22 protein-coding genes and 1 pseudogene are annotated in these 24,084 nt (G+C 60.9%); 7 read left to right on the forward strand and 16 right to left on the reverse strand.

What is annotated here, in order from left to right:
* Positions 1 to 268: 268 nt before the first annotated feature.
* Genes PseuLF5_RS09935 through PseuLF5_RS09945 form a run of 3 tightly spaced genes read right to left on the reverse strand, consistent with a single transcriptional unit; the run spans position 269 to position 2,618 of the window.
* The gene (locus PseuLF5_RS09935) at positions 269 to 1,156 is read right to left on the reverse strand and encodes a LysR family transcriptional regulator (protein WP_340133411.1); all 888 of its coding nucleotides are present in this window, start codon (positions 1,154 to 1,156) and stop codon (positions 269 to 271) included.
* Positions 1,157 to 1,214: 58 nt separating this feature from the next.
* Positions 1,215 to 1,934 carry an SDR family oxidoreductase gene (locus PseuLF5_RS09940; protein WP_336347665.1) on the reverse strand — a complete coding sequence of 240 codons (720 nt, stop codon included), beginning with the start codon at positions 1,932 to 1,934 and terminating at the stop codon, positions 1,215 to 1,217.
* A 27-nt stretch (positions 1,935 to 1,961) separates the two neighbouring features.
* Positions 1,962 to 2,618 carry a peroxiredoxin-like family protein gene (locus PseuLF5_RS09945; RefSeq protein WP_340133412.1) on the reverse strand — a complete coding sequence of 219 codons (657 nt, stop codon included), beginning with the start codon at positions 2,616 to 2,618 and terminating at the stop codon, positions 1,962 to 1,964.
* Positions 2,619 to 2,837: 219 nt separating this feature from the next.
* On the opposite strand from PseuLF5_RS09945, the pseudogene PseuLF5_RS09950 reads away from it, so the two are divergent.
* A pseudogene (locus PseuLF5_RS09950) lies at positions 2,838 to 2,960 on the forward strand (type II toxin-antitoxin system HicA family toxin); the annotation flags it as partial.
* Positions 2,961 to 3,023: 63 nt separating this feature from the next.
* On the opposite strand, the gene PseuLF5_RS09955 reads toward PseuLF5_RS09950, so the two are convergent.
* Positions 3,024 to 4,211, reverse strand: coding sequence for an MFS transporter (locus PseuLF5_RS09955; protein WP_340133413.1), 1,188 nt, complete (start codon positions 4,209 to 4,211; stop codon positions 3,024 to 3,026).
* A 242-nt stretch (positions 4,212 to 4,453) separates the two neighbouring features.
* Here PseuLF5_RS09955 and PseuLF5_RS09960 point away from each other — a divergent pair, with 242 nt between their 5' ends.
* A complete protein-coding gene (locus PseuLF5_RS09960) occupies positions 4,454 to 5,074 on the forward strand; it encodes a hypothetical protein (protein ID WP_340133414.1) in 621 nt (206 codons plus the stop codon).
* A 354-nt stretch (positions 5,075 to 5,428) separates the two neighbouring features.
* Here PseuLF5_RS09960 and PseuLF5_RS09965 read toward each other — a convergent pair whose 3' ends face one another.
* The 8 genes from PseuLF5_RS09965 to gcl all read right to left on the reverse strand — a co-directional run bounded on the left by PseuLF5_RS09965 (position 5,429) and on the right by gcl (position 15,093).
* Entirely contained in the window at positions 5,429 to 6,427 is a 999-nt protein-coding gene (locus PseuLF5_RS09965) for a sulfate ABC transporter substrate-binding protein (RefSeq protein ID WP_123465824.1), read from the reverse strand.
* Between the two features lie 105 nt (positions 6,428 to 6,532).
* Positions 6,533 to 7,357 carry an ion transporter gene (locus PseuLF5_RS09970; RefSeq protein WP_123465825.1) on the reverse strand — a complete coding sequence of 275 codons (825 nt, stop codon included), beginning with the start codon at positions 7,355 to 7,357 and terminating at the stop codon, positions 6,533 to 6,535.
* 21 nt (positions 7,358 to 7,378) lie between these two features.
* On the reverse strand, positions 7,379 to 8,293 hold the full coding sequence (locus PseuLF5_RS09975; protein ID WP_186748451.1) for an urea transporter: 915 nt from the start codon (positions 8,291 to 8,293) through the stop codon (positions 7,379 to 7,381).
* Positions 8,294 to 8,492: 199 nt separating this feature from the next.
* Positions 8,493 to 9,908: a pyruvate kinase gene (gene pyk / locus PseuLF5_RS09980; protein WP_340133415.1), complete on the reverse strand. Its 1,416-nt coding sequence runs from the start codon at positions 9,906 to 9,908 to the stop codon at positions 8,493 to 8,495.
* Positions 9,905 to 11,179, reverse strand: coding sequence for a glycerate kinase type-2 family protein (locus PseuLF5_RS09985; protein WP_340133416.1), 1,275 nt, complete (start codon positions 11,177 to 11,179; stop codon positions 9,905 to 9,907). The genes pyk and PseuLF5_RS09985 overlap by 4 nt, the downstream gene beginning before the upstream one ends.
* 170 nt (positions 11,180 to 11,349) lie before the next feature.
* Positions 11,350 to 12,243, reverse strand: coding sequence for a 2-hydroxy-3-oxopropionate reductase (locus tag PseuLF5_RS09990; RefSeq protein WP_123465835.1), 894 nt, complete (start codon positions 12,241 to 12,243; stop codon positions 11,350 to 11,352).
* 202 nt (positions 12,244 to 12,445) lie between these two features.
* The gene (gene hyi / locus PseuLF5_RS09995; RefSeq protein WP_340133417.1) at positions 12,446 to 13,228 is read right to left on the reverse strand and encodes a hydroxypyruvate isomerase; all 783 of its coding nucleotides are present in this window, start codon (positions 13,226 to 13,228) and stop codon (positions 12,446 to 12,448) included.
* Positions 13,229 to 13,317: 89 nt separating this feature from the next.
* On the reverse strand, positions 13,318 to 15,093 hold the full coding sequence (gene gcl / locus PseuLF5_RS10000) for a glyoxylate carboligase (protein ID WP_123465839.1): 1,776 nt from the start codon (positions 15,091 to 15,093) through the stop codon (positions 13,318 to 13,320).
* 268 nt (positions 15,094 to 15,361) lie between these two features.
* Between gcl and PseuLF5_RS10005 the strand changes: the two genes are divergently transcribed.
* Both PseuLF5_RS10005 and PseuLF5_RS10010 read left to right on the forward strand, forming a co-directional pair.
* Positions 15,362 to 15,802 carry a GlcG/HbpS family heme-binding protein gene (locus PseuLF5_RS10005; RefSeq protein ID WP_267805793.1) on the forward strand — a complete coding sequence of 147 codons (441 nt, stop codon included), beginning with the start codon at positions 15,362 to 15,364 and terminating at the stop codon, positions 15,800 to 15,802.
* Between the two features lie 209 nt (positions 15,803 to 16,011).
* Positions 16,012 to 16,470 (forward strand): REP-associated tyrosine transposase, encoded by a 459-nt coding sequence (locus PseuLF5_RS10010; protein ID WP_340133418.1) that lies wholly within the window; start codon positions 16,012 to 16,014, stop codon positions 16,468 to 16,470.
* 126 nt (positions 16,471 to 16,596) lie between these two features.
* Here the strand turns inward: PseuLF5_RS10010 and PseuLF5_RS10015 are convergent, their stop codons facing one another.
* Positions 16,597 to 17,205 carry a TetR/AcrR family transcriptional regulator gene (locus tag PseuLF5_RS10015; protein ID WP_128614997.1) on the reverse strand — a complete coding sequence of 203 codons (609 nt, stop codon included), beginning with the start codon at positions 17,203 to 17,205 and terminating at the stop codon, positions 16,597 to 16,599.
* Positions 17,206 to 17,338: 133 nt separating this feature from the next.
* Here PseuLF5_RS10015 and PseuLF5_RS10020 point away from each other — a divergent pair, with 133 nt between their 5' ends.
* Entirely contained in the window at positions 17,339 to 18,253 is a 915-nt protein-coding gene (locus PseuLF5_RS10020) for a DUF808 domain-containing protein (protein ID WP_128614998.1), read from the forward strand.
* 128 nt (positions 18,254 to 18,381) lie between these two features.
* Here the strand turns inward: PseuLF5_RS10020 and PseuLF5_RS10025 are convergent, their stop codons facing one another.
* A complete protein-coding gene (locus PseuLF5_RS10025) occupies positions 18,382 to 19,170 on the reverse strand; it encodes an MlaA family lipoprotein (protein ID WP_123465849.1) in 789 nt (262 codons plus the stop codon).
* A complete protein-coding gene (locus PseuLF5_RS10030) occupies positions 19,163 to 20,461 on the reverse strand; it encodes a serine/threonine protein kinase (RefSeq protein ID WP_186748447.1) in 1,299 nt (432 codons plus the stop codon). Before PseuLF5_RS10030 ends, PseuLF5_RS10025 begins: the two co-directional genes overlap by 8 nt.
* Positions 20,462 to 20,685: 224 nt before the next feature.
* On the opposite strand from PseuLF5_RS10030, the gene PseuLF5_RS10035 reads away from it, so the two are divergent.
* On the forward strand, positions 20,686 to 21,054 hold the full coding sequence (locus PseuLF5_RS10035; protein ID WP_123465853.1) for a hypothetical protein: 369 nt from the start codon (positions 20,686 to 20,688) through the stop codon (positions 21,052 to 21,054).
* Between the two features lie 122 nt (positions 21,055 to 21,176).
* Here the strand turns inward: PseuLF5_RS10035 and PseuLF5_RS10040 are convergent, their stop codons facing one another.
* Positions 21,177 to 22,772 (reverse strand): glycoside hydrolase family 17 protein, encoded by a 1,596-nt coding sequence (locus PseuLF5_RS10040; RefSeq protein WP_340133419.1) that lies wholly within the window; start codon positions 22,770 to 22,772, stop codon positions 21,177 to 21,179.
* Between the two features lie 286 nt (positions 22,773 to 23,058).
* Between PseuLF5_RS10040 and PseuLF5_RS10045 the strand changes: the two genes are divergently transcribed.
* Complete coding sequence (locus PseuLF5_RS10045; RefSeq protein ID WP_123465857.1) at positions 23,059 to 23,910, forward strand: glycine betaine ABC transporter substrate-binding protein; 852 nt, start codon at positions 23,059 to 23,061, stop codon at positions 23,908 to 23,910.
* The last annotated feature ends 174 nt before the right edge of the window (positions 23,911 to 24,084 follow it).

Genomic DNA, 24,084 nt, shown 5'->3' on the forward strand with positions numbered 1-24,084 from the left:
CGGGGGCGAGTCTTCAGAGCATTGCGCCGAACTTGCGCAATGCCTGCACCGATTGAATCAGGCCTTGGCGCTGTAGCAGATTGAGAAAAGGTTCGACGTCCAGCGCTGGAAATTTCAAGTGTGGTCGTTGCTGTTGAGCGGCAGCGTTGGCCGTAGCCGAATCCGCGGATGGGTGATGATCGACACGGGGTGTTCCGGCATTCGCAAAGGACGGATGTCGGGACCTTATTCGAATAAACGAAAATCGCAATAAACGAAACGCTGGGCGCTAGTGTTCGCTAGCCAGCAACCCTTGCACGTACTCGACAAACGCCCGCGCCTTGGCGCTCGCCATCCTTCCCGTCGCAAACACCACCCATAAATCCATGTCGGGCAGGGTCCAGTCGGGCATGACGGTCTTCACCGCGCCGCTGGCCAGTTCCGGGGCGAACATCCATTCGGAGGCGAGCGTCAGGCCCTGATCGGCCAGCACGGCTTCGCGCACGCCCTCGGCCGCGCTGACGCGCAGGCGACCACTGATAATGACCGATTGTCGTTCCGCGCCTTTGGCGAACTGCCAGGTGTTGCCGCCGCCGAGGTTGTAGACGACGGCCTGGTGTTTACTCAAATCGGCAGGGCAGTTCGGCTCGCCGTGTCTGGCGAAGTACGTCGGGGTGCCGAGCACCACGCGGCGGCAATCGGCGATCTTGCGCGCGGTCAGGCCCGAATCGGTCAATGCGCCCATGCGCAGGGCGACATCGATGCCTTCCTCGACGAGGTTGATGTTGCGATCGTCGAGCATCAGGTCGATGTTCAGTTGCGGGTGCTGATCGAGAAACGCCCCCAGGTGCGGAACGATGTGCAGACGGCCGAAGGTCACCGCCGCGCTGATGCGCAAGTTGCCGCTCAAACCGCCTGCACTGCCACGGGCGGCGTTGTCGGCCTCGTCGGCTTCGTCGATGGCACGTTTGGCCCGCTCGAAATAGGCCAGCCCGGCTTCGGTCGGGGTCAGGCCGCGGGTCGAGCGCAGCAACAGGCTGACGGCCAGGCGCTTTTCCAGCAGAGCGATGGTCTTCGACACAGCCGGCTGGCCGATATTCAAGCGCCGGGCAGCGGCGGAAAACGAGCCGGTTTCAACGACGTAGACGAAGGTTTCCATGGCGGCGAGACGGTCCATCGGTATTCCTGTGCAAGTCTGAAAGTTGTCGTAACCCCACCGGGCAATAAGGTGTTGCTCAGAACGCGGTTTTGCCCACAGAGGCGCCGCCATCGACAAACAATGTCTGCCCGGTGATGAACCCGCTTTGCTCGGACAACAGAAACGCGATCGCCGCGGCGATCTCCTCCGGCTGCCCCAGGCGGCCCATCGGCACCCCGGCCAGATAGCGTGCTTCGCCTTCGCTGCCGGGCGGATTGTTGGCGCGGAACAGCTCGGTCTCGGTCGGTCCGGGCGCGACGGCGTTCACGGTGATGCCGGTCTGCGCCAGTTCCAGCGCCCACGAACGGGTAAAGCTGACCAGCGCTGCTTTCGCTGCGGCATAGGCTGTACGCTGAGTAATGCCCAGCACCGTCAGGCTGGAGATGTTCACCACCCGACCCCAGCCCCGCGTGCGCATCCCCGGCAACAGCGCCTGAGTCGCCTGCAACGCCGAATGCAGATTGAGCCGCATGACCTCGTCGAACGCGTCCAGATCAATGTCGCCCAAGGCCTGCGGTCGTACCAGCCCGACGTTGTTCACCAGCCCGTCGAATTCATAGGTGCGCGCCAGTTCCGCCAGTACCTCACCGGTCAGCTTGCGATCACTCAGATCCAGTGGAAACAGGATGCCCGGAAAGCTCAGGTCAGGCTGGCGGGCAATCCCCACCACCCGATGGCCGGCACGGTCCAGATGCTCGGCCAGCGCCCGGCCTATGCCTTTGCTGGCGCCGGTGATGAGGAAGGTACGTCGGGTCATGGCAACTCCTGGGCACAGGGGATCGGATCAGCCGCGCAATGCATCCAGCATCGCTTCAGGCTCGGGACGCTGAGTGTAATCCGGGTTGACCTCGGCGTAACGAATCACGCCATTCTGACCGATCACAAAACGGGCCGGCATCGGCAATGTCCACGCTGGATCATCGTTGAAGGTCGGCAGATCGTTGCGCAGGTTCTTGTACAGCTCGATCAGGTAGTCCGGTAATTCGAAACGCAGGCCGAACGCCGCCGCCACGTCATTGCGCGGGTCGCTGAGGATCGGGAATTGCAATTGGTTGATGCGTTGCGACTTGCGGCTGTTGGCCGCGATCTGCGGCGAAATGGCCAGCAGACTGGCGCCGGCGTGCTGAATCGACGGGAAAAAGGCCTGCAACGCCTGCAATTCCAGGTTGCAGTACGGGCACCAGACACCGCGATAGAACGTCAACACCAACGGCCCTTGCGCCAGTAGATCCGCCGACGATACGGGATGGCCTTCGGGGTCTTTCAGGGTGAACAGCGGCGCCATGTCACCGACTTTCAAGGCACGGTTTGCCGTGCCGGAGGCGATCAGCTCGGCGGTGGCGCGCTCCATCACCGGGTGAATGTCGGCGGGGGCGTTGTAAGGAGGCTTGCCGGCCTTGAAGTCGGCTTTGAACGCGTCGAGTCTTGCTTGCAGGGTCATGGTCGAAGTCCCAAGGAGCGCCGGTAGTGGCTGGATTCAAGATTGACCGTGAGGCGAGGGCGGCGGAACACAGGCGCGTGGCATAGCACTCATGCCTGGGGGGAATGGGGCCGATCATCACATTCGGTAAAACAACCGGACGTCACTCCGTAGATTTCTGGGCTTGAGTAAAGATAACTCCAGGGTTGCTTTTAGCAGGCCGAGGCAAGGAGGCGGTGGGTGCAGAGCAGGCTATTGATCAAGGAGCTGGAGGAGGCAGGCTGGACGCTGGATCGGGTTACCGGCAGTCATCACATCTTCAGGCACCGATACAACCCGCCAGTTGGTTCGGTATTAAGCGTCATCGCTCCCACAGGTCCAGTGAGCAACCTGTGGGAGCGAGCCTGCTCGCGATGCGTTGACGTCTTACGCCGTTGCCAATGCACCACGCTGCGAGACACTCAGAAACCGCAACAGCGCCAGCAGCGGGAACACGCTGCCGACAATCACGATCCACAACCAGCCGCCATGTTCGTACACCGCACTGGCGACCGAGGAGCCGAAGGCGCCGCCGATGAAGATGCTGGTCATGTACAGGGCGTTCAGGCGACCGCGGCTTTTGGCGTCCAGCGAATAGACAGCGCGCTGGCCGAGGACCATGTTCATCTGCACACAGAAGTCGAGTACCACGCCGGTGACGGCCAGGCCGATCACACTGTAGGCCGGGTGAATGAAGGCCGGCAGAAAGCTCAGGCTGGCGAACAGCATGGCCAGCAGCGAGGCGATGCGAGTGTGTCCAGCATCCGCGAGACGCCCGCTGATGGGGGCGGCGATGGCCCCGATGGCACCGACCAGGGCGAAGATCGCGATTTCGCTTTGCGACAGACCATGGTTGCGCGCCAGTTCCAGCGGCACCGCCGTCCAGAACAGGCTGAACGTGGCGAACATGCAGCCCTGATAAAACGCGCGCTGACGCAACACCGGTTGCTGGCGCAGCAGGGTCCACAACGAACCGATCAACTGGCCATAAGAAGCGCTGTGATCCGGCTGACGCTTGGGTACGGTCAACGCCAGCACCACGCTGATCGCCGCCATCAACGCGGCAGCAATCATGAACATCGCGCGCCAGCCGAAATGGTCAGCCACGACGCTCGACACCGGCCGCGCCAGCAGGATACCCAGCAGCAGCCCCCCCATGATCCCGCCGACCACCCGGCCACGGGATTCTTCCGGCGCCAGATGCGCGGCGAGGGGAATCAGGATCTGCACCGACACCGAACTGAAGCCCACCAGCAATGAAATCAGCAGGAACACATTCGGCTGACTGGTGAATGCCGCGCCGAGCAGGCTGGCAATCGCCACCACGGTGGTGAGGATCATCAACCGGCGGTTTTCCAGCAGGTCGCCGAGCGGCACCAGAAAGAACAGGCCCAGCGCATAACCGATCTGCGTGAGCGAGACGATGAAGCTGGCCATGGTGTCGGACAGGCCGATGTCCGGGGCGATCAGGCCGATGATTGGCTGTGCGTAGTAGATGTTGGCGACGATGGCGCCGCAGCAGAAGGCGAACAGCAGCACCATGCCTCGGGTCATTGCGTGTGTAGTGGCGGTCATAAGATTTCTCGATCCGGCGAAAGGGGATGCGGTGAGGCTAAGGGACAAACCGGGTGCGCAGAAGAAGCCTTCGGTTGATATCAATTATTCCGTTGCGGAATGACTGGCTTCTGTCAGGGGGCATCCATCGGTGGACTTTGCGTCCGACCGTTGAAAGGCGATGATACATTCACTTACATCTTCTTCGATAGCGTGCTTATGTTTGCAGCGGCTTGTTCAACATTCATGACCGGAGGATTGCAATGTTTCGTCAGAGGCTTCGCCACACCGTAACCATTGCCTTGATCAGCCTGCTTGGCACGGCCAGCGTACAGGCCGCGGACGCACCGGGGATGCGCATCGGTGTGCGCGGCGAGATCACCGGGGTCAGCGCCGAGGCGCTGAAAGTCCACGTCAACAGCGGCGAAAACGTGGTCATCCAGTTGACCGCCGACACCAAGGTCCGCGCCGTCACGCTGGCAAATATCGAAGACATCAAACCCGGCAGCTACATCGGTTCGGCGGCCATGCCCCAGGAGGATGGCACGCTCAAGGCCCTTGAAGTGCACGTATTCCCGCCGGAACTGGCCGGCAGTGGTGACGGCCATCGGCCGTTCGACCTGGCCAGCGGCAGCAGCATGATCAATGGCAGCGTCGGTGATCTGGTGTTGAGTAATGGGCGGGTGCTGACCGTCAATTACAAGGGCGGGCAGCAGAAGATCCTGGTGCCGGAGGATGTGCCGATCGTCAATCTGACGCCGGGGGATCGCAGTTTGCTCAAGGTCGGGGTGAAGATTGTCACCTTCGTGACCCAGGGCGCGGATGGCACGCTGACCGCGCAATCGATTTCCGCCGGCAAGGATGGCGTCACTCCGCCGATGTAAAAGCCCCTCACCCTAACCCTCTCCCAGAGGGAGAGGGGACTGATTGGGGGATGCTTGAGAGGTACACCGACCTGAAACTGATTGGGGGATGCTTGAGAGGTACACCGACCTGAAACTGATTGGGGGATGCTTGAGAGGTACACCGACCTGAAACTGATTGGGGGATGCTTGAGAGGTGCACCGAGCTGAAACTGCTTGGGCGACCGCATAATCGACTCGATATTTCAGGTCGATGTCTGACGCCAGACACCTCGGTCGGCCCCCTCTCCCTCCGGGAGAGGGCTGGGGTGAGGGGCAGGCTTCCACAAAAAAAGGCGACCGCAGAGGATCGCCTTTTTCGTTGTCACTCAAGCCTTACTGGCCGGTATAAATCTGGTCAAAAACCCCACCATCATTGAAGTGGGTCTTCTGCACCGATCGCCAGTCACCGAAGGTCTTCTCGACCGAGAGGAAATCGACTTTCGGGAAGCGGTCAGTGTATTTCGCCAGCACCGCCGGGTCCCGTGGGCGCAGGTAGTTGGCGGCGGCAATTTCCTGGCCTTCCGGCGACCACAGGTACTTCAGGTATTCATCCGCCGCAGCGCGGGTGCCTTTCTTGTCGACCACTTTGTCGACCACCGACACGGGTGGTTCGGCTTCGGCAGAGACGCTCGGGTAGATCACTTCGAACTGATCGCGACCAAACTCGCGGGCGATCATTTCCGCTTCGTTCTCGAAGGTCACCAGCACGTCGCCGATCTGGTTGGTCATGAACGTCGTGGTCGCGGCGCGGCCACCGGTGTCGAGCACCGGCGCCTGTTTGAACAGCTTGCCGACGAAGTCCTTGGCCTTGTTCTCGTCTCCGCCGTTCTTCAGCACGTAGCCCCAGGCCGACAGGTAGGTGTAGCGGCCATTACCGGAGGTTTTCGGGTTCGGCACGATTACCTGCACGCCGTCCTTGAGCAGGTCCGGCCAGTCTTTCAGGGCTTTCGGGTTACCTTTGCGCACGATAAACACGGTGGCCGAAGTGAACGGCGCACTGTTGTTCGGCAGGCGGGTGACCCAGTTTTCCGGGACCAGTTTGCCGTTGTCGGCGAGGGCGTTGATGTCGGTCGCCATGTTCATGGTGATGACGTCAGCCGGCAAGCCATCAATCACCGAACGTGCCTGTTTGCTCGAGCCACCGAAAGACATCTGCACGGTGATGTTCTCGTTGTGCTCGGCTTGCCAGTGTTTCTGGAAGGCAGTGTTGTAGTCCTTGTAGAAATCGCGCATCACGTCATAGGAGACGTTGAGCAGGGGCGGTGCGGCTTGCGCCACACTGCCAAAGGCAAGACCGGCGGCGAGAAGTGAGGCGCCAAAGAGTTTTTTCACTGCGCATTCCTTGTTGTGTCGGTGATAGCGGTCGGGGGTGATACCGTTTTGCCAGCGACTATAACGGGGCACGCATAGTCGCTTAAAGATTAAAAAGCTCTGTGCTTATTCCATTTTCTTGAATAGTGCATTGCCGCAACGGGAGCAGAACGCCGCGCCATGTTCATGGCTGTTTTTCTTGCACACCGGGCAGTCGTGTTGCAGCTGTTCGCCGCGCATGGCGTTGGCCAGCTCTGCGGTGAAAATCCCGGTCGGCACGGCGATGATCGAGTAACCGGTGATCATCACCAGCGACGAAATCACTTGGCCCAACGGGGTCTTCGGCACAATGTCGCCGAAGCCGACGGTGGTCAGGGTCACGATAGCCCAATAGATGCCCTTGGGGATGCTGGTGAAGCCGTGTTCCGGGCCTTCGATCACGTACATCAGGGTGCCGAACACTGTCACCAGGGTGCAGACGCTGACCAGAAACACCACGATCTTCTGCTTGCTGCCACGCAGCGCCGACATCAGGTAGTTGGCTTGCTTGAGGTACGGGCTGAGTTTGAGCACGCGGAAGATCCGCAGCATGCGAATGATCCGGATGATCAGCAGGTACTGCGCATCGCTGTAGTACAGCGCGAGAATCCCCGGCACGATCGCCAGCAGATCCACCAGTCCGTAGAAACTGAAGGCGTAGCGCAACGGTTTCGGTGAGCAGTACAACCGCAGGATGTACTCCCCGAGAAAAATGATGGTGAAGCCCCACTCGATGTAGGCCAGCACATCGGCGTAGTTCTGGTGAATGCTGTCGATACTGTCGAGCATCACCACCACCAGGCTGGCGAGGATGATCAACAGCAAGGTGCCGTCGAAGCGCCGTCCGGCGAGGGTGTCACTCTGGAAAATCATGACGTAAAGCCGTTCACGCCAACCGTTGTTGCTGTCCATGGATAACGCCTGAATTAAAGATCAGCGCAGCCTAGGTTGATTCTCCCCCTGTACGCAAGGCGTGCCGTCCACGGCCGCTTTGCCGAGCACCTGGATCCCGGCGCGGATCAGCCAGCCGGCGAGGATGAACGGCGCCGTCAGCGTCGCCAGGCCGATGGCGGCGAACAGCGGCGTCACCAGCAATGCCAGCACGATACCGAGCAGCGGCAACCACGGCTGTTGGCGCTGACCACTGAAGGCGAGGGCGGCGAGCACGGCGTTGTAGCTGCCGAGGCCGAGCAACGCCGCGTGGGTTTCATGGTGCAGCAGACTGGAACCGAGGCCGATGGCTGAGGCCAATAGCGCCCAGGCAAACGCACGGCGATCCGCGACCAGCAGACCGGCGGCGACCAATGCGCCGGCCAGCGGATGGCCGAGGAACATCACCTGACCCAATCCACGCAGTTCAGCGGCGAGCAGGTTCAGCGTGTTCATCTCGATGTGTGCCATTGGCGCGGACGGTTCGGCGAACAGGAGCAACATCCAGCTCATCGCCACGAACGGCGAGGTGTAGGCCGGTATCGACCGGCTGCGGTACACGTGTTTGAGCCACTGCTGAGTGAGCATCGCGCTCAGGCCGCCAGCCGCCAGAATCAGTGGCGGCAGCAGCGGCGACCAGGGGAAATACAGGCTCAGCAACAAACCGAGCAGCACGCCGTTGTAACTGAACAATCCGGCCTGGCGATCCGCCTTGGCGTAGTTGCGCCGCTGTGCAGTGAGCAACCCGGCGACGGCACCGAGCAGCGCGCCGGCGAACAGCACCGGTGCCGTCAGCAGGATCGCCAACAGGCACAACAGGCCGCACAGCGGATGGCGCTGGAGGAATATCTGACTGAAACCGTTGAGCAAAGCCTCGGCCCAGTCGGGGCAGTGGGTGTTGAAATGATTGGCAGGCATGTCGAGAAAATCTGGGCAGTTGGAAAATCAAAAGGTCTTGCAAGTCACTGTGGCGAGGGGATTTATCCCCGTTGGGCTGCGAAGCGGCCCCCATCGGAGAATGCGGTTTCTCTGTGGAAACCGTCACACCCCTAAAAGCGACGACTGCTGCGCAGCCGAACGGGGATAAATCCCCTCGCCACAGGTTGTGTAGCTTTCTTTAGATCAAGGTTTCGATACGCAGCGAGTTAGTCGACCCCGGCTGCCCGAATGGCACACCAGCGGTGATCAGCAGCGTGTCGCCGCGCTCGGCCATGCCTTGGGCCTGGGCGATTTCCAGCGCGGTCGAGCAGACTTCGTCGACCTGACGCAGGCGATCGTTGACCACCGAGTGAATCCCCCACGCGACACTCAAGCGGCGTGCGGTCTGCAGGTTTGGCGTCAGGTTGAGGATCGGCGCTTTCGGCCGTTCCCGCGCCGCACGCAGGGTCGATGCGCCTGACTCGCTGTAGTTGACCAGCACCGCCACCGGCAGCACGTTGCTGATGCGGCGGATCGCACAGCTGATCGCGTCGGATACGGTCGCTTCAGCCTTTGGTCGGCTGACGTCGAGCTGCGTCTGATAGTCCGGGCCGTTTTCCACCTGACGGATGATCTTGCTCATCATCTGCACGGCTTCCAGCGGGTATTCACCGGACGCGGTTTCCGCCGACAACATCACCGCATCGGCACCCTCGGCCACGGCGTTGGCGACGTCGGTGACCTCGGCGCGGGTCGGCGCTGGGGAGAAGCGCATCGACTCCAGCATCTGCGTCGCCACCACTACCGGTTTACCCAGTTCGCGGCAGGTGCTGATGATGTTTTTCTGGATCTGCGGCACGCTTTCCGCCGGCACTTCCACGCCAAGGTCACCACGGGCGACCATGATCGCGTCGCTCAGCTCGGCGATTTCACGCAGTTGCTCAACCGCCGACGGCTTCTCGATTTTCGCCATCAAAAAGGCCTTGTCACCGATCAGTTCGCGGGCTTCGAGCATGTCCTGCGGACGTTGCACGAACGACAGCGCCACCCAGTCCACCCCCAGCTCGAGGCCGAAGCTCAGGTCGCGGCGATCCTTGGCGGTCAGCGGGCTCAGGTCGAGCACCGCTTGCGGCACGTTCACGCCTTTGCGGTCGGAGAGCTCACCGCCGTTGAGCACGGTGGTGTCGATCGCGTCGGTGTATTTGCTGACCACCCGCAGGCGCAGTTTGCCGTCATCGAGCAGCAGATCCATACCGGCTTCGAGCGCGGCGATGATCTCCGGGTGCGGCAGATTCACTCGGCGTTCGTCACCGGGCGTGGCGTCCAGATCGAGGCGGAACGCCTGGCCGCGATGCAGCTGCACCTTGCCGTCGGCGAACTTGCCGACGCGCAGTTTTGGCCCTTGCAGGTCCATCAGAATACCCAGCGGGTAGTTGAGCTGGCGCTCGACTTCGCGGATCCACTGATAGCGCTTGGCGTGGTCGGCATGATCGCCGTGGCTGAAGTTCAGGCGGAAGATATTGACCCCGGCCTCGACCAGCTCACGGATGTCTTCGATGCCATCGACGGCAGGGCCGAGGGTGGCGAGGATTTTGACCTTTTTATCAGGCGTCATGATTTAGAGCTCTCGAGGATCAGAATGGCGCGGAAGTCGTTGACGTTGGTGCGGGTCGGCTCGGTGACAATCAGCGCATCGAGCGCCTCGAAGTAGCCGTAACCGTTGTTATTATCCAGCTCGTCGCTGGCGCTCAAACCGAGGGCGGCGGCGCGGGCGTAGCTGTCCGGGGTCATGATCGCGCCAGCGTTGTCTTCCGAGCCGTCGATGCCGTCGGTGTCTCCGGCCAGGGCGTAGACGCCGGGCTGGCCCTTGAGGCTGTCGGTGAGGCTGAGGAGGAATTCGGCGTTGCGTCCGCCACGGCCATTGCCGCGCACGGTCACGGTGGTTTCGCCGCCGGAGAGAATCACGCACGGCGCCGCCAATGGCTGGCCGTGGTTGATGATCTGGCGGGCGATGCCGGCGTGGACCTTGGCCACTTCGCGCGACTCGCCTTCGAGGTCGCCGAGGATCAGCGTACTGAAACCGGCCTGGCGGCATTTCACCGCAGCGGCATCCAGCGATTGCTGAGGGCGGGCAATCAACTGGAAGTGGCTGCGCGCCAGACTCGGATCGCCGGGTTTGACCGTTTCCGACTCAGGGCTTTGCAGCCAGTTACGCACGGAAGCGGGAATCTCGATGCCGTAGCGTTTGATGATCGCCAGTGCTTCGGCAGACGTGCTTGGATCGGCCACGGTCGGGCCGGACGCGATGACCGTGGCGAGGTCGCCCGGCACATCGGAAATCGCATAGGTATACACCGTGGCTGGCCAGCAGGCCTTGCCCAGACGCCCGCCCTTGATCGCCGAGAGGTGCTTGCGCACGCAGTTCATCTCGCCGATGGTTGCGCCGGATTTGAGCAGGGCTTTGTTGATCGACTGCTTGTCGGCGAGGGTGATGCCTTCGGCCGGCAAGGCGAGCAGGGCAGAGCCGCCACCGGAGAGCAGGAAGATCACACGGTCGTCTTCGGTCAGGTTACTGACCAGTTCCAGCACGCGTTTGGCCACGGCCAGACCGGCAGCGTCCGGCACCGGATGCGCGGCTTCGACCACTTCGATTTTTTCGCACGGGGTGCCGTGACCGTAACGGGTCACCACGAGGCCCGAGACGTCACCCTGCCAGCAGCGCTCGACCACTTGCGCCATCGCGGCGGCCGCTTTGCCGGCGCCGATGACGATGACTCGGCCAGTGCGATCGGCAGGCAGATGAGCTTCAAGGACCTGGTTCGGATGGGCCGCGTCGATGGCTGTGGCAAACAGCTCGCGCAGCAGTTGTTGCGGATCGACCGACATGGCGGGCTCCCGGAATTCTTGTTATTGGAGTGGAGCGACAACGGTGCAGCAACCCGGTCTCTGTGGGAGCTGGCTTGCCAGCGATTCAGGCGCTGCGGTCCTTCAGAAAAACCGAGTCGATGCCATCGCGGGCAAGCCCGCTCCCACAGGGAGCGAGCCAGAAGTGAAGATTATTTGTTGTCGCGAATCGAGAAGTTGGCCATGTGTTCCAGACCCTTGATCAGCGCCGAGTGGTCCCAGTTGCTGCCACCGATGGCCGCACAGGTGCTGAACACTTGCTGGGCGTTGGCGGTGTTCGGCAGGTTGATGTTCAGTTCCTTGGCACCTTGCAGGGCCAGGTTCAGGTCCTTCTGGTGCAGGCTGATGCGGAAGCCCGGATCGAAGGTGCCCTTGATCATGCGCTCGCCGTGCACTTCGAGGATCTTCGACGAAGCGAAACCGCCCATCAGTGCTTCACGCACCTTGGCCGGATCGGCACCGTTTTTCGAGGCGAACAACAGCGCTTCGGCCACGGCCTGAATGTTCAGCGCGACGATGATCTGGTTAGCGACCTTGGCGGTCTGACCGTCGCCATTGCCACCGACCAGGGTGATGTTCTTGCCCATGGCCTGGAACAGCGGCAGTGCGCGTTCGAACGCATCGGCGTCGCCACCGACCATGATGCTCAGGGTCGCCGCCTTGGCGCCGACTTCACCGCCGGATACCGGGGCGTCGAGGTACTGCGCGCCTTTTTCATTGATCTTCTTGGCGAAGGCCTTGGTGGCGGTCGGCGAGATCGAGCTCATGTCGATCACCACTTTGCCTTTGCCGATACCGGCGGCAACGCCGTCGGCGCGGAACAGCACGTCGTCGACCTGCGGGGTGTCCGGGACCATGACGATGATGAATTCAGCTTCCTGCGCCACTTCGCGCGGGTTGGCCAAGGCGACGGCGCCCGCAGCCACCAGGTCGGCAGGCGCGGCGTCGTGGTGCGCCGACAGGAACAGGCTGTGACCGGCTTTCTGCAGGTTTGCCGCCATTGGGTGGCCCATGATGCCGGTGCCGATAAATCCGATTTTAGCCATGAGAAAATCCTCTTGTTTTTGTCTTGCTCCCAACACCGAGTCGGTGAGCTTTTGTGGCGAGGGGATTTATCCCCGATGGGCAGCGAAGCTGCCCCAGATTTTTTGCAATGCGCGGGTGTAGCTATTACGACTGCTGCGCAGCCGAACGGGGCGGTGCGACGATTCGCTAAATCCCCTCGCCACACGGGCTATGCGTGGTCAATCAGATTGCGTTGTGGGTTTTCAGCCAGCCGAGGCCCGCTTCAGTGGTGGTCAGCGGCTTGTACTCGCAACCCACCCAACCCTGATAGCCGATGCGATCGAGGTGTTCGAACAGGAAGCGGTAGTTGATCTCGCCAGTGCCCGGCTCGTTGCGCCCCGGGTTGTCCGCGAGCTGCACGTGGTTGATCTCGCCCAGGTGCGATTGCAGGGTGCGGGCCAGATCGCCCTCCATGATTTGCATGTGGTAGATGTCGTATTGCAGGAACAGGTTGGCGCTGCCGACCTGCTCGCGGATCGACAGGGCTTGCGCCGTGTTGTTCAGGTAGAAGCCCGGAATGTCGCGGGTGTTGATCGCTTCCATCACCAGTTTGATGCCCACTGCCTGCAGCTTTTCGGCAGCGTATTTCAGGTTGGCGACGAAGGTTCTTTCGACGGTGGCATCGTCGACGCCTTGCGGGCGGATACCGGCCAGGCAGTTGACCTGAGTGTTGCCCAGCACTTGCGCATAGGCGATCGCCAGATCGACACCGGCGCGGAATTCTTCAACCCGGTCCGGCAGGCAGGCGATACCGCGCTCGCCCTTGGCCCAGTCACCGGCCGGCAGGTTGAACAGCACTTGGGTCAGACCGTTGGCGTCGAGCCTGGCCTTGATTTCGGCGGAGCTGAAGTCGTACGGGAACAGGTATTCCACACCACTGAAACCGGCCTTGGCGGCGGCGTCGAAACGGGCAAGGAAATCCTGTTCGGTGAACAGCATGGACAGGTTGGCTGCGAAACGCGGCATGGTGGTCTCCTAAAAACGCATGTGACACGGTTGATCAGACTGAACGCGATCAAGTCCCCTCTCCCGGAGGAAGAGGGGGCCAATTACGTTTAGTCGAGCAGCGAAATCGCCGTTGGCGCATCGTTGCCGACCAGCGCCAGGTCTTCGAATTCATTGACGGCGTTGATCTCGGTCCCCATGGAGATGTTGGTCACACGCTCCAGGATGATTTCGACGATCACCGGCACCTTGAACTCTTCGATCATCTGTTCGGCCTTGCGCAGGGCAGGGGCGATTTCCGAGGGTTCGAACACACGCAGCGCCTTGCAGCCCAGGCCTTCGGCGACTGCGATGTGGTCAACCCCGTAACCGTTGAGTTCCGGCGCGTTCAGGTTATCGAAGGACAGCTGCACGCAGTAGTCCATTTCGAACCCGCGCTGTGCCTGGCGGATCAGGCCCAGGTACGAGTTGTTCACTACAACGTGGATGTAAGGCAGTTTGAACTGAGCGCCGACCGCCAGCTCCTCGATCATGAACTGGAAGTCATAGTCCCCCGACAGGGCCACGACTTTACGGCTCGGATCGGCCTTGACCACGCCCAGCGCTGCCGGAATGGTCCAGCCCAACGGGCCGGCCTGACCGCAGTTGATCCAGTGACGCGGCTTGTAGACGTGCAGGAACTGCGCGCCGGCAATCTGCGACAGACCAATGGTGCTGACGTAGCAGGTGTCTTTGCCGAACACCTGGTTCATCTCTTCGTAAACGCGCTGCGGCTTGACCGGCACGTTGTCGAAGTGGGTCTTGCGGTGCAAGCTGGACTTGCGCTGCTGGCAATCCTGCAACCAGGCAGAGCGGTTTTTCAGCTTGCCGGCGGCTTGCCATTCACGCGCCACTTCGATGAACACGGTCAGCGCGGCAGCAGCGTCGGACACGATGCCCAGGTCCGGGGTGAACACGCGGCCGATCTGCGTGCCTTCGATGTCGACGTGAATGAACTTGCGACCTTCGGTGTACACATCAACCGAACCGGTGTGACGGTTGGCCCAGCGGTTACCGATGCCCAGTACCACGTCGGATTTCAGCATCGTCGCGTTGCCGTAACGGTGTGACGTCTGCAGACCGACCATGCCGACCATCAGCGGGTGATCGTCCGGGATGGTGCCCCAGCCCATCAGGGTCGGGATCACCGGGATGCCGGTCAGTTCAGCGAATTCAACCAGCAGATCGCTGGCATCGGCGTTGATGATGCCGCCACCGGCCACCAGCAATGGACGCTCGGCCTGATCCAGCAACGCCAAAGCTTTTTCAACCTGAACGCGGGTCGCAGTCGGCTTGGCCAGCGGCAGCGGCTGGTAAGCGTCGATGTCGAATTCGATCTCGGCCATCTGCACGTCGAACGGCAGGTCGATCAGCACTGGGCCTGGACGGCCGGAGCGCATTTCATAGAAAGCTTTCTGGAACGCGTAAGGCACCTGGCCCGGCTCCAGAACGGTGGTCGCCCACTTGGTGACGGGCTTGACGATGCTGGTGATGTCGACCGCCTGGAAGTCTTCCTTGTGCATACGGGCGCGGGGTGCCTGGCCGGTAATGCAGAGGATGGGGATCGAGTCGGCCGAGGCGCTGTAGAGCCCGGTGACCATGTCGGTACCGGCAGGGCCGGAAGTACCGATGCACACGCCGATGTTGCCGGCCTTGGTGCGGGTGTAACCCTCGGCCATGTGCGACGCGCCTTCGACGTGGCGAGCGAGGACGTGATCGATGCCACCGACTTTCTGCAAGGCGGAGTACAGCGGGTTGATCGCAGCGCCGGGAATGCCAAAGGCGGTATCAACCCCTTCACGGCGCATCACCAGAACGGCGGCTTCGATTGCTCTCATTTTGCTCATGGTTTTGTGCCTCTTTACGTTTTGTAATTGTATACAAGTGGCTTTGCGCAGAGTGTATTCACGGCGGACGGCGCAGGTCAATCCATTTTCTCAAGCGTCTGTTTCATTCGTCGGAAGCCGTATCTACTGTGGCTTTTCGTCGCATGTGGCGCTTTTCGAGAATTATTGTATACAAAAAAATAACTCATTGTGTTCTATTTGTTGCATCGAGCTGCGGCACAAAACCGCAGCTCCCCGACTTTCCCAATAACAAAATGAGGACGGCACCATGAGCGCTTTAACCTTGAAAGTCGCAGTCAACCTGGTCAACGAAGCCATCAGCGCCGGGCGCGCTATCAACGCTGCGCCGCTGACCATTGCGGTACTCGATACCGGCGGCCACCTGATCACCCTGCAACGCGAAGACGGCGCCAGTCTGCTGCGCCCGCAGATCGCCATCGGCAAAGCCTGGGGCGCTATCGCCTTGGGCAAGGGCTCACGCCTGCTGGCGCTGGACGCCCAACAACGCCCGGCGTTTATCGCCGCACTCAACAGCATGGGCCAGGGCAGCGTCGTCCCGGCCCCGGGCGGGGTGTTGGTTCGCGATCAGGCGGGGAACGTGCTGGGAGCGATCGGCATCAGCGGCGATCTGTCGGATATTGATGAGCAAGTGGCGATCAGGGCAGTGGAGGCGCTGGAGTTGAAGGCGGATGCTGGGGTGGCGGCTTGATCAGTAGCGTCTGAAGTAAAGCAATCGCTGGCAAGCCAGCTCCCACAAGGTTTTGTGTCGTTCACAAATTTTGTATTCAACATAAAAACTGTGGGAGCTGGCTTGCCAGCGATGGCGGCCTGACTGACATATCAAGATAAAAGACGGCTGAGCCAGATGGGGCGCTGCGGTCTAGCCTTCTGGTGAACTCATCATCAAGGGGCAAAGGATTGCCTGATCTTCCGGCTTCACATCGTCTGCGAACCGGCCGCTATGCCGAGCCCAATCAAATCTATCTACTGACAACCAACACACTTGGTCGCGAACCTATCTTTGCCAATTTCGCTTTGGGTCGATTGGTGGTTCATCAACTTCGCCGGGCACAGGAGCTTGGATTGGCTAATTCACTGGCGTGGGTGGTCATGCCTGACCATTTTCATTGGCTCGTTGAGCTGGAAAATTGTTCGCTCAGAAGGCTGATGGGAGAAACCAAGTCGCTGATTACCCGTGAAGTGAATCTATCCAGCGATCGTAGCGGGCCGCTTTGGCAGCAGGGTTTTCATGATCGAGCATTGAGGCGGGAAGATGATCTGGTGAAGATGGCGCGTTATGTGGTCGCCAACCCGTTGCGGGCAGGATTGGTAGAAAGGCTGGGTGATTATCCGCTGTGGGATGCCATCTGGGTTTGATCTGATACCGAGTTGCCGCCATCGCTGGCAAGCCAGCTCCCACAGGTTTGCTTGTTGAATGCAGATTTTGCAAACGACAAAAAACCTTGGGGGAGCTGGCTTGCCAGCGATAGGGTCACCGCAGTCTTACTGATCCGGCTCACACCCCTTCAACACCAATCGGATAATCGTCTGTGCTGCCGCTTCATAATCCGCCTCGTCGAGCTTGTCCTTGCCGGTGACCGCAGAGATCTGCCAGTCGAAGTCGGCGTAGGTCTGGGTCGCGGCCCAGATGCTGAACATCAGGTGGTTGGGGTCGATCGGGGCGATCTGGCCGCGGTCGATCCAGGTCTGGATGCAGTCGATGTTGTGCTTGGCCTGGCCGTTGAGTTGCTCGACCAGGTCGGCGCTCAGGTGCGGGGCGCCGTGCATGATTTCGCTGGCGAACACTTTCGAGGCAAAGGGCAGGTCGCGGGAGATGCGGATCTTCGAGCGGATGTAGCCGCTGAGCACTTCGCTCGGCACGCCGTCCGGGTTGAACGGGGTCGAAGCCTGCAGGATCGGCACGATGATGCTTTCCAGCACCTCACGGTAGAGGTTTTCCTTGGACTTGAAGTAGTAGTAGACGTTGGGTTTGGGCAATCCTGCCTTGGCGGCGATGTCGCTGGTTTTGGTCGCCGCGAAGCCCTTGTCGGCGAATTCCTCGCTGGCGGCACGCAGGATCAGTTCTTTGTTGCGCTCGCGGATTGTGCTCATAAACCCGGTGGTTCCTTGCCTGTTCTGGCGGTTGCGCATGGTAGCACCGGCCTCGCGCGTGGCTCAAGAATGCCCGTGTGGCCTGCAGTCGCGGTATGCTGCACGGCATTATCCACATAAGGAAACAAGATTCATGGCAGGAAGCAGTTTGCTGGTGCTGATCGACGATATTGCCACCGTTCTGGATGACGTGGCGTTGATGAGCAAGATGGCCGCGAAGAAGACCGCCGGGGTGCTCGGCGACGATCTGGCGCTCAATGCCCAGCAGGTCTCCGGGGTGCGCGCCGAGCGGGAAATTCCGGTGGTCTGGGCGGTGGCCAAGGGTTCGTTCCTCAACAAGTTGATTCTGGTGCCGTCGGCGCTGGCGATCAGTGCGTTCGTGCCGTGGCTGGTGACGCCGCTGCTGATGGTTGGCGGCGCCTATCTGTGTTTTGAGGGTTTTGAAAAGCTCGCGCACAAGTTCCTGCACAGCAAGGCCGAAGATGACGCCGAGCATGCGCAACTCACCGAGGCGGTCGCTGACCCGACCACCGATCTGGTGGCCTACGAGAAGGACAAGATCAAAGGCGCGATCCGCACCGACTTCATCCTCTCGGCGGAAATCATCGCCATCACCCTCGGTACCGTGGCCGATGCCTCGTTGACCCAGCAAGTGATCGTGATGTCCGGCATCGCGATTGTCATGACCGTTGGCGTTTACGGTCTGGTGGCCGGCATCGTCAAACTCGACGACCTGGGCCTGTGGCTGACGCAGAAATCCGGCTCGGCAGCAAAAAGCATCGGCAACGCGATCCTGCGCGCCGCGCCGTACATGATGAAAGGCCTGTCGGTGATCGGTACGGCGGCGATGTTTCTGGTCGGCGGTGGCATCCTCACCCACGGCATTCCTGTGGTGCATCACTGGATTGAAGGCGTTGGCGCAGCGGCGGGCGGTGCCGGGTTTGCGGTGCCGGTGCTGCTCAACGGTGTGGCGGGGATCATCGCGGGCGCGGTGGTGCTGGCGGTGGTTTCTGTCGTCGGCAAAATCTGGCGCGCCTTGAAGAGCTAACCAGCGACACAAAACAAATGTGGGAGCGAGCTTGCTCGCGAAAGCGGAGTATCAGTCGACTTAAACGTTGACTGGACTACCGCATTCGCGAGCAAGCTCGCTCCCACACTGTTTTGTGGCAGCCGTTTTTACTCGGCAATCTGCAACTTGCGTGACTCGGTGTACACGTAGCGCACTTTCTCGTACTCGAACGGCGAGTTCATCTGGCCGTAGCGGAAGTTGGTCTGGTAGCGCTTGTCGACGGCGCGCAGGGCCCAGACCTCAGGATGGTTGGAGCTGACTTCCGAGACGTTCAGATAGTTGATCGCCGATTCGGCGGTGTAGTCCACCGCGAGCCCGGCGGTATCGCGGATGTTCGACGGGCCGAGAATTGGCAGCACGAAGTAGGCGCCGCCCGGTACACCGTAGAAGCCCAGGGTCTGGCCGAAGTCTTCGCTCTGGCGCGGCAGGCCCATGGCGGTCGCCGGGTCCCACAGGCCGGCAATGCCGATGGTGGTGTTGAGCAACAGGCGTGCGGTGGTTTCCATCGAACGCTTGCCCTTGAACTGCAGCAGGCTGTTGACCAGGTTCGGTACGTCGCCGAGGTTGTTGAAGAAGTTGCTGACCCCGGTGCGCAGGAAGCCAGGGGTCACGTAACGGTAACCGTCGACCACCGGCAGGAACACCCATTGGTCGAAGCGGTAGTTGAAGTGGTAGACGCGACGGTTCCACGACTCCAGCGGGTCATACACGTTGAGCGCGTTGAGCGTCGAGCGCTCGAACTCACGCTGGTCCAGACCCGGGTTGAACTTGAGTTTGGACAACGGCTCCTTGAAGCCGTCGCTGTCGACCACCACCGGCGCGTTGGCTTTGCTGTTGTCGGCCTGGGCCACGCCTGCGCTGAGGAGCGCTGCAATCAGCAGGAGATATTTAGCCACGGAAAAACTCCAGCATGGCGTCGCTGTTGACGCGGTAGTTAAGGTTGCCGCAATGGCCGCCCAGTGGATAAACGGTCAGGCGATCACCGAACGTCTTGCGCAGGAAGCCCAGGTCGCCCGGGCCGAGGATCACGTCGTCGGCGTTGTGCATCACGGCGATTTTCGGGCTGTCGTGCAGGTAATCCTTGAGCGCATACAGGCTGACCTGGTCGATCAGTTGCAGCAGGCTGCCGCCGTCGGTGCGCGCGCGCCACATTGGAATCACCTGTTCAGTCAGGTAGCAATCGAAGTCGCATTGCAGCGCACGCTTGAGGAACGGCGTGAGGCTGGTGCCTTCGGTGATCGGGAATTTCGGCGGGGTGATCAGGCCGCGACGGTTGATCAGGTCCGAAGTAAAGGCGATGTCGGCGGCCGAGAAGCGGAAGGACGTGCCGATCAGCATCGCCATCTGCTCGTTGGTCAGGTGCTGCTTGGACTGCTGGAAGTCATAGAGCAGGGCGTCGTTGAGGTCGATGTAGCCTTTCTGCTGGAAGTAACGGGTCAGCTTGCCCAGTACCAGTTCATAGAAGGTGGTGCTGTTGTTGATGCCTTTCACTTCGGTCTGAACCAGCTTGTCGAGGTTGCTGATCGAGGTGTAGAGGTTGACTGGCGGGTTGAGCAGCAGGACTTTCTTGAAGTTGAAGCTGCGCCGGGTTTCGTCCAGGTGCGCGACAAACGCGGCATCGAGGGCGCCGAGGCTGTAGCCGGTCAGGTAATACTCGGTGACCGGCAGTTTCGGGTGCTGCGCCCGTACGGCCTGCATCACCCGGTACATGTCTTCGGCGTCTTCCTTGGTGATACCGGGCGTGGCGAAGCGTGAAGCGGCACTGATGAAATCGAAACTGGTCGGCGAGGACAGCTGCACGACGTGATAACCGGCCTTGTAGTAGAGCTTCTTCAGGTATTCGTTGAGCGTGCTGTCATAGCGTGCGCCGGTGCCGGCGATCAGGAAGATCAGCGGCGCCGGTTTGTCCTGCTCGGCGATGCGGTAGGTGAGCTTTTTCACCGCCCAGAAGTTGTCCGGGAGGATGAAGGCCCGCTCCGGGCGCAAGGTGATGCTGTGGTCGGACTGGTTGATGTCGTCGTTGGACGGCAATTCCGGGCGCAGGTCCGGTGGCGTCGTGGCGATGGTTGCCTCGAACGGGTTGGTCAGGGGATAGCCATAACTGGCGGCATCGATATCCACCGCCAGTGCGGACGCACTCAGAATAAGGCCGCTGAACAGCGCGGCGAAGCGCAAGGAACGGAGCATGACTGGATCCCTTAAAGGAAGGTGCCGAATGAAGTTCGCAGGCTATGACCACCGGGCTTGCGCCAAAGTGCCATGCCTCGGCACCAAACAGGCAGAATTCGGAGTAATAGTAGCTGGACGATACACTTTGCAGCGGTCGAATGAACAGTTAACAGTTGTTAGTACTTGCCAACGGTACAAGTCCGATTAAGCTGGCCGCCGATTTCCGTAGATTGGAGTGATTCATGTCTCGCCGCTTGCCTGTGGTGCTGTTGCTCGTCCTGTTGCCGTTGTGGCTGGCTGCCAGCTATGGCGCGCGTTACGGCTTCATGGAGGATGGACGGTGGGTCGGCATCTGCGTCGACGAGGCAAGCCGCTGGGAATGCACGGTGCGCTCGAACCTGGGGCTGATGATTCACTTCAAGGTGTTGGGCTGGACCGCGCTGGTTGCAGCGTTGCTGGGGTTTGTGTTGCCCGGGCGGGCAGGGTGGTGGCTGGCGGTGCTGGCGCTGGCGTTCGGCCTGCCGGCGCTGGCGTTGTACAACACCACGTTGGCGGTGTTTGCGCTGGTGATTGCCGGGTTGCGCCTGGTCCGGGCGTCCCGTAGCGCCTGACAGTCAGTCATCGCGGGCAAGCCCGCTCCCACAAGGGCGTGGGTGAACACAGCATGTGTGTACGCCCCGAAAACCTGTGGGAGCTGGCTTGCCAGCGATGAGGCCGGTTCAGACGCTGAAGATCAGCACTTGCGAACCCGCAGGCAACGCCAAAGCGCCGCCACCATCAAGCCACTGACCAGCGCCCAGCCCCACGCCTGCTGATTCAACAATCCCTCTTCATACAGCTGCGGGGCAATCCCTGCGCCGATGATGAAGGTCAGCAGGGCGATTTCCCGGCGCGGCACACTGACCGGGCGGCACACGTACACCAGCGCCGGCAGAATGAACGCCATGCTGGCGAAGCTGCGATAACGTGCGTCGAACACCATCTCCAGCATCATCACCGCAGCGGCAAAACCGGCCACAGCGACCAGCCACCCGGCGCGGCGCTCCAGCCAATTGAACGCGCGTTCACGCCAACCCTGGCGGGCGCTCAAGGTCAGCGCAGCGTGCACCAGCACTGACAGATTCAACACGGTCAGCAAGCCGACCCACAGCCATTCGCTGGCAAACCGCGTGGTCACCCGCGCCAGATCGCCCCAGGCGCCGATCGAGCAGGCAGCCACCGCACCGAGCAGCGGCAGGATCAATGCCGATTGTGTGCTGCGCACCCGGCCGCCGAGCAGCAGCGTACCGAGGAAGATCAGCCCGCCGAGGCCCAGCCATTCCTTCCAGTACGGCACATTGGTCACCGGCCCGGCGAGTATGCCTTTGTCCTGACGATCCGCGTCGAACAGGCCCCAGTAACCGCCAACCGCGCCTTCGCTGCCACGCTTCCATGGCTGGTCGAACGCTTCGATCAGGTTGTAGTGCCAGCCTTCCTTTTCGGCCATCGCGACAAAACCACGAATGAACTTGGCTTCATTGACTCGGCTCGGCAGGGCGGTCTCGCGCTGGCGGCCTTCGCTGGGCCAGCCGGTCTCGCCGATCATCACGTCCTTGGGCGCAAACTTGTTGCCGAACACCTGACGCACATCCGCCACGTGTTGCAGGGCGACGTCGATGTTCGACGGGTCGTCTTCCCAGTACGGCAGCAGGTGAATGGTCAGGAAATCCACCGCTGGCGCGACTTCCGGGTGCTTGAGCCAGAACTCCCAGACATCGGCATACGTGACCGGTTGCTTGACCTGGCTTTTGACTTTGTTGATCAGTTTGGCCAGTTGTGCGCCGGTGACTTCCTTGCGCAGCAAGGCTTCGTTGCCGACGATCACCGCGTTGACCACGTCCGGGTTGGCGTTGGCCGACTTGATCAGCAGATCGACTTCTTTTTCGGTGTCCACCGGGTTGCTGTTGACCCAGGCGCCGATCATCAACTTCAAACCGTGCTTGCGCGCCAGTTCCGGCAGGGCTTCGAGGCCGGTCATCGAATAGGTGCGGATGCATTCGAAGCGCGTCGCCAGCAGGGCAAGGTCGGCATCCATGCGTTCCGGACGCAGTTTGAACGGCACGTCGAACGGCGACTGATCCTTGTCGAAAGGCGTGTAGGAGGCGCATTGCAATTTATGCGTCGGGGTCGCGGCGTCCGGGAGGATCACCGGCTTGCCGAGGTCGTACCAGAAGCCGCCAAGGGCCAGCAGGCCGAGCAGGCAAGCGAAGAGATAAGGAATAAACGGGAAGCGGGACGTCGCGGACATGGTCAGGCCGAGTGGCTGCAAAGCGACGCATGTTACCTGCATTTATCCACGCGTTGGTGGCCGGCATGATTTGCCATGCAAAGTTCGGGCGGATTATCTGGCGTCATTTATTCAGCTGCAATTAATGGCTTTCTGATGTCGTTTCTCGGTGTATTGAGGTCGCTGACAGAGCAGGTCGCTGCGGGCGTCAGGCCGATGATCGAAAGCGTCAGTACTCCACTGACGGTCGGGCGAGTTTGCGGTCAGGCGTGATGGGGGCGCTGTGCACCATAACAATACGTTGACGATGCCCGGCATCCGTCGGGCGCAGCATTTCGGGGAAGTAACGATGAAGATGCGACGACTTTTAGGCGCAGGTGCCGCTCTGGTGCTTGCGATGAGTTCCACATTCGCCAGCGCTGAAAAACAGACCCTTAACATCGGTTACGTTGACGGTTGGTCCGACAGCGTCGCGACCACCCACGTGGCGGCCGAAGTGATCAAGCAGAAACTCGGCTACGACGTGAAACTGCAAGCCGTCGCCACCGGGATCATGTGGCAAGGCGTGGCCACCGGCAAACTCGACGCCATGCTCTCGGCCTGGCTGCCAGTGACCCACGGTGAATACTGGACGAAGAACAAGGACCAGGTGGTCGATTACGGCCCGAACTTCAAGGACGCGAAAATCGGCCTGATCGTGCCGGAATACGTGAAAGCCAAATCCATCGAAGACCTGAAAACCGACGACAGCTTCAAAAAACGTATTGTTGGCATCGACGCCGGTTCCGGCGTGATGCTCAAGACGGATCAGGCGATCAAGGATTACGACCTGACCGGTTACACCCTCAAGGCCAGTTCCGGCGCCGGCATGATTGCCGAGCTGACCCGTGCCGAGAAGAAGAACGAGTCGATTGCGGTTACCGGTTGGGTGCCGCACTGGATGTTCGCCAAGTGGAAACTGCGCTTCCTCGACGACCCGAAAGGCGTGTACGGCGCGGCTGAAACCGTGAACAGCATCGGCAGCAAGGAACTCGCCACCAAAGCTCCGGAAGTGGCCAAGTTCCTGAAAAACTTTCAGTGGGCGTCGAAAGACGAGATCGGCGAAGTGATGCTGGCAATTCAGGACGGTGCGAAGCCTGACGCCGCGGCCAAGGAATGGGTCGCCAAACACCCTGATCGCGTGGCTGACTGGACTAAATAACCCGAAATAGCATCTTTCACCACGAACCCTGTGGGAGCGGGCTTGCCCGCGATAGCGGTCTGTCAGTTGACTAATAGTTGGCTGACACGACGCCATCGCTGGCAAGCCAGCTCCCACAGTTTTTTATGTGTGCTCAAGAATGGCGATTACGTCATGGCGTTCTACTACTAAGGT

The sequence above is a fragment of the Pseudomonas sp. LF-5 genome, assembly GCF_037626295.1.
Taxonomy (GTDB): domain Bacteria; phylum Pseudomonadota; class Gammaproteobacteria; order Pseudomonadales; family Pseudomonadaceae; genus Aquipseudomonas; species Aquipseudomonas monsensis.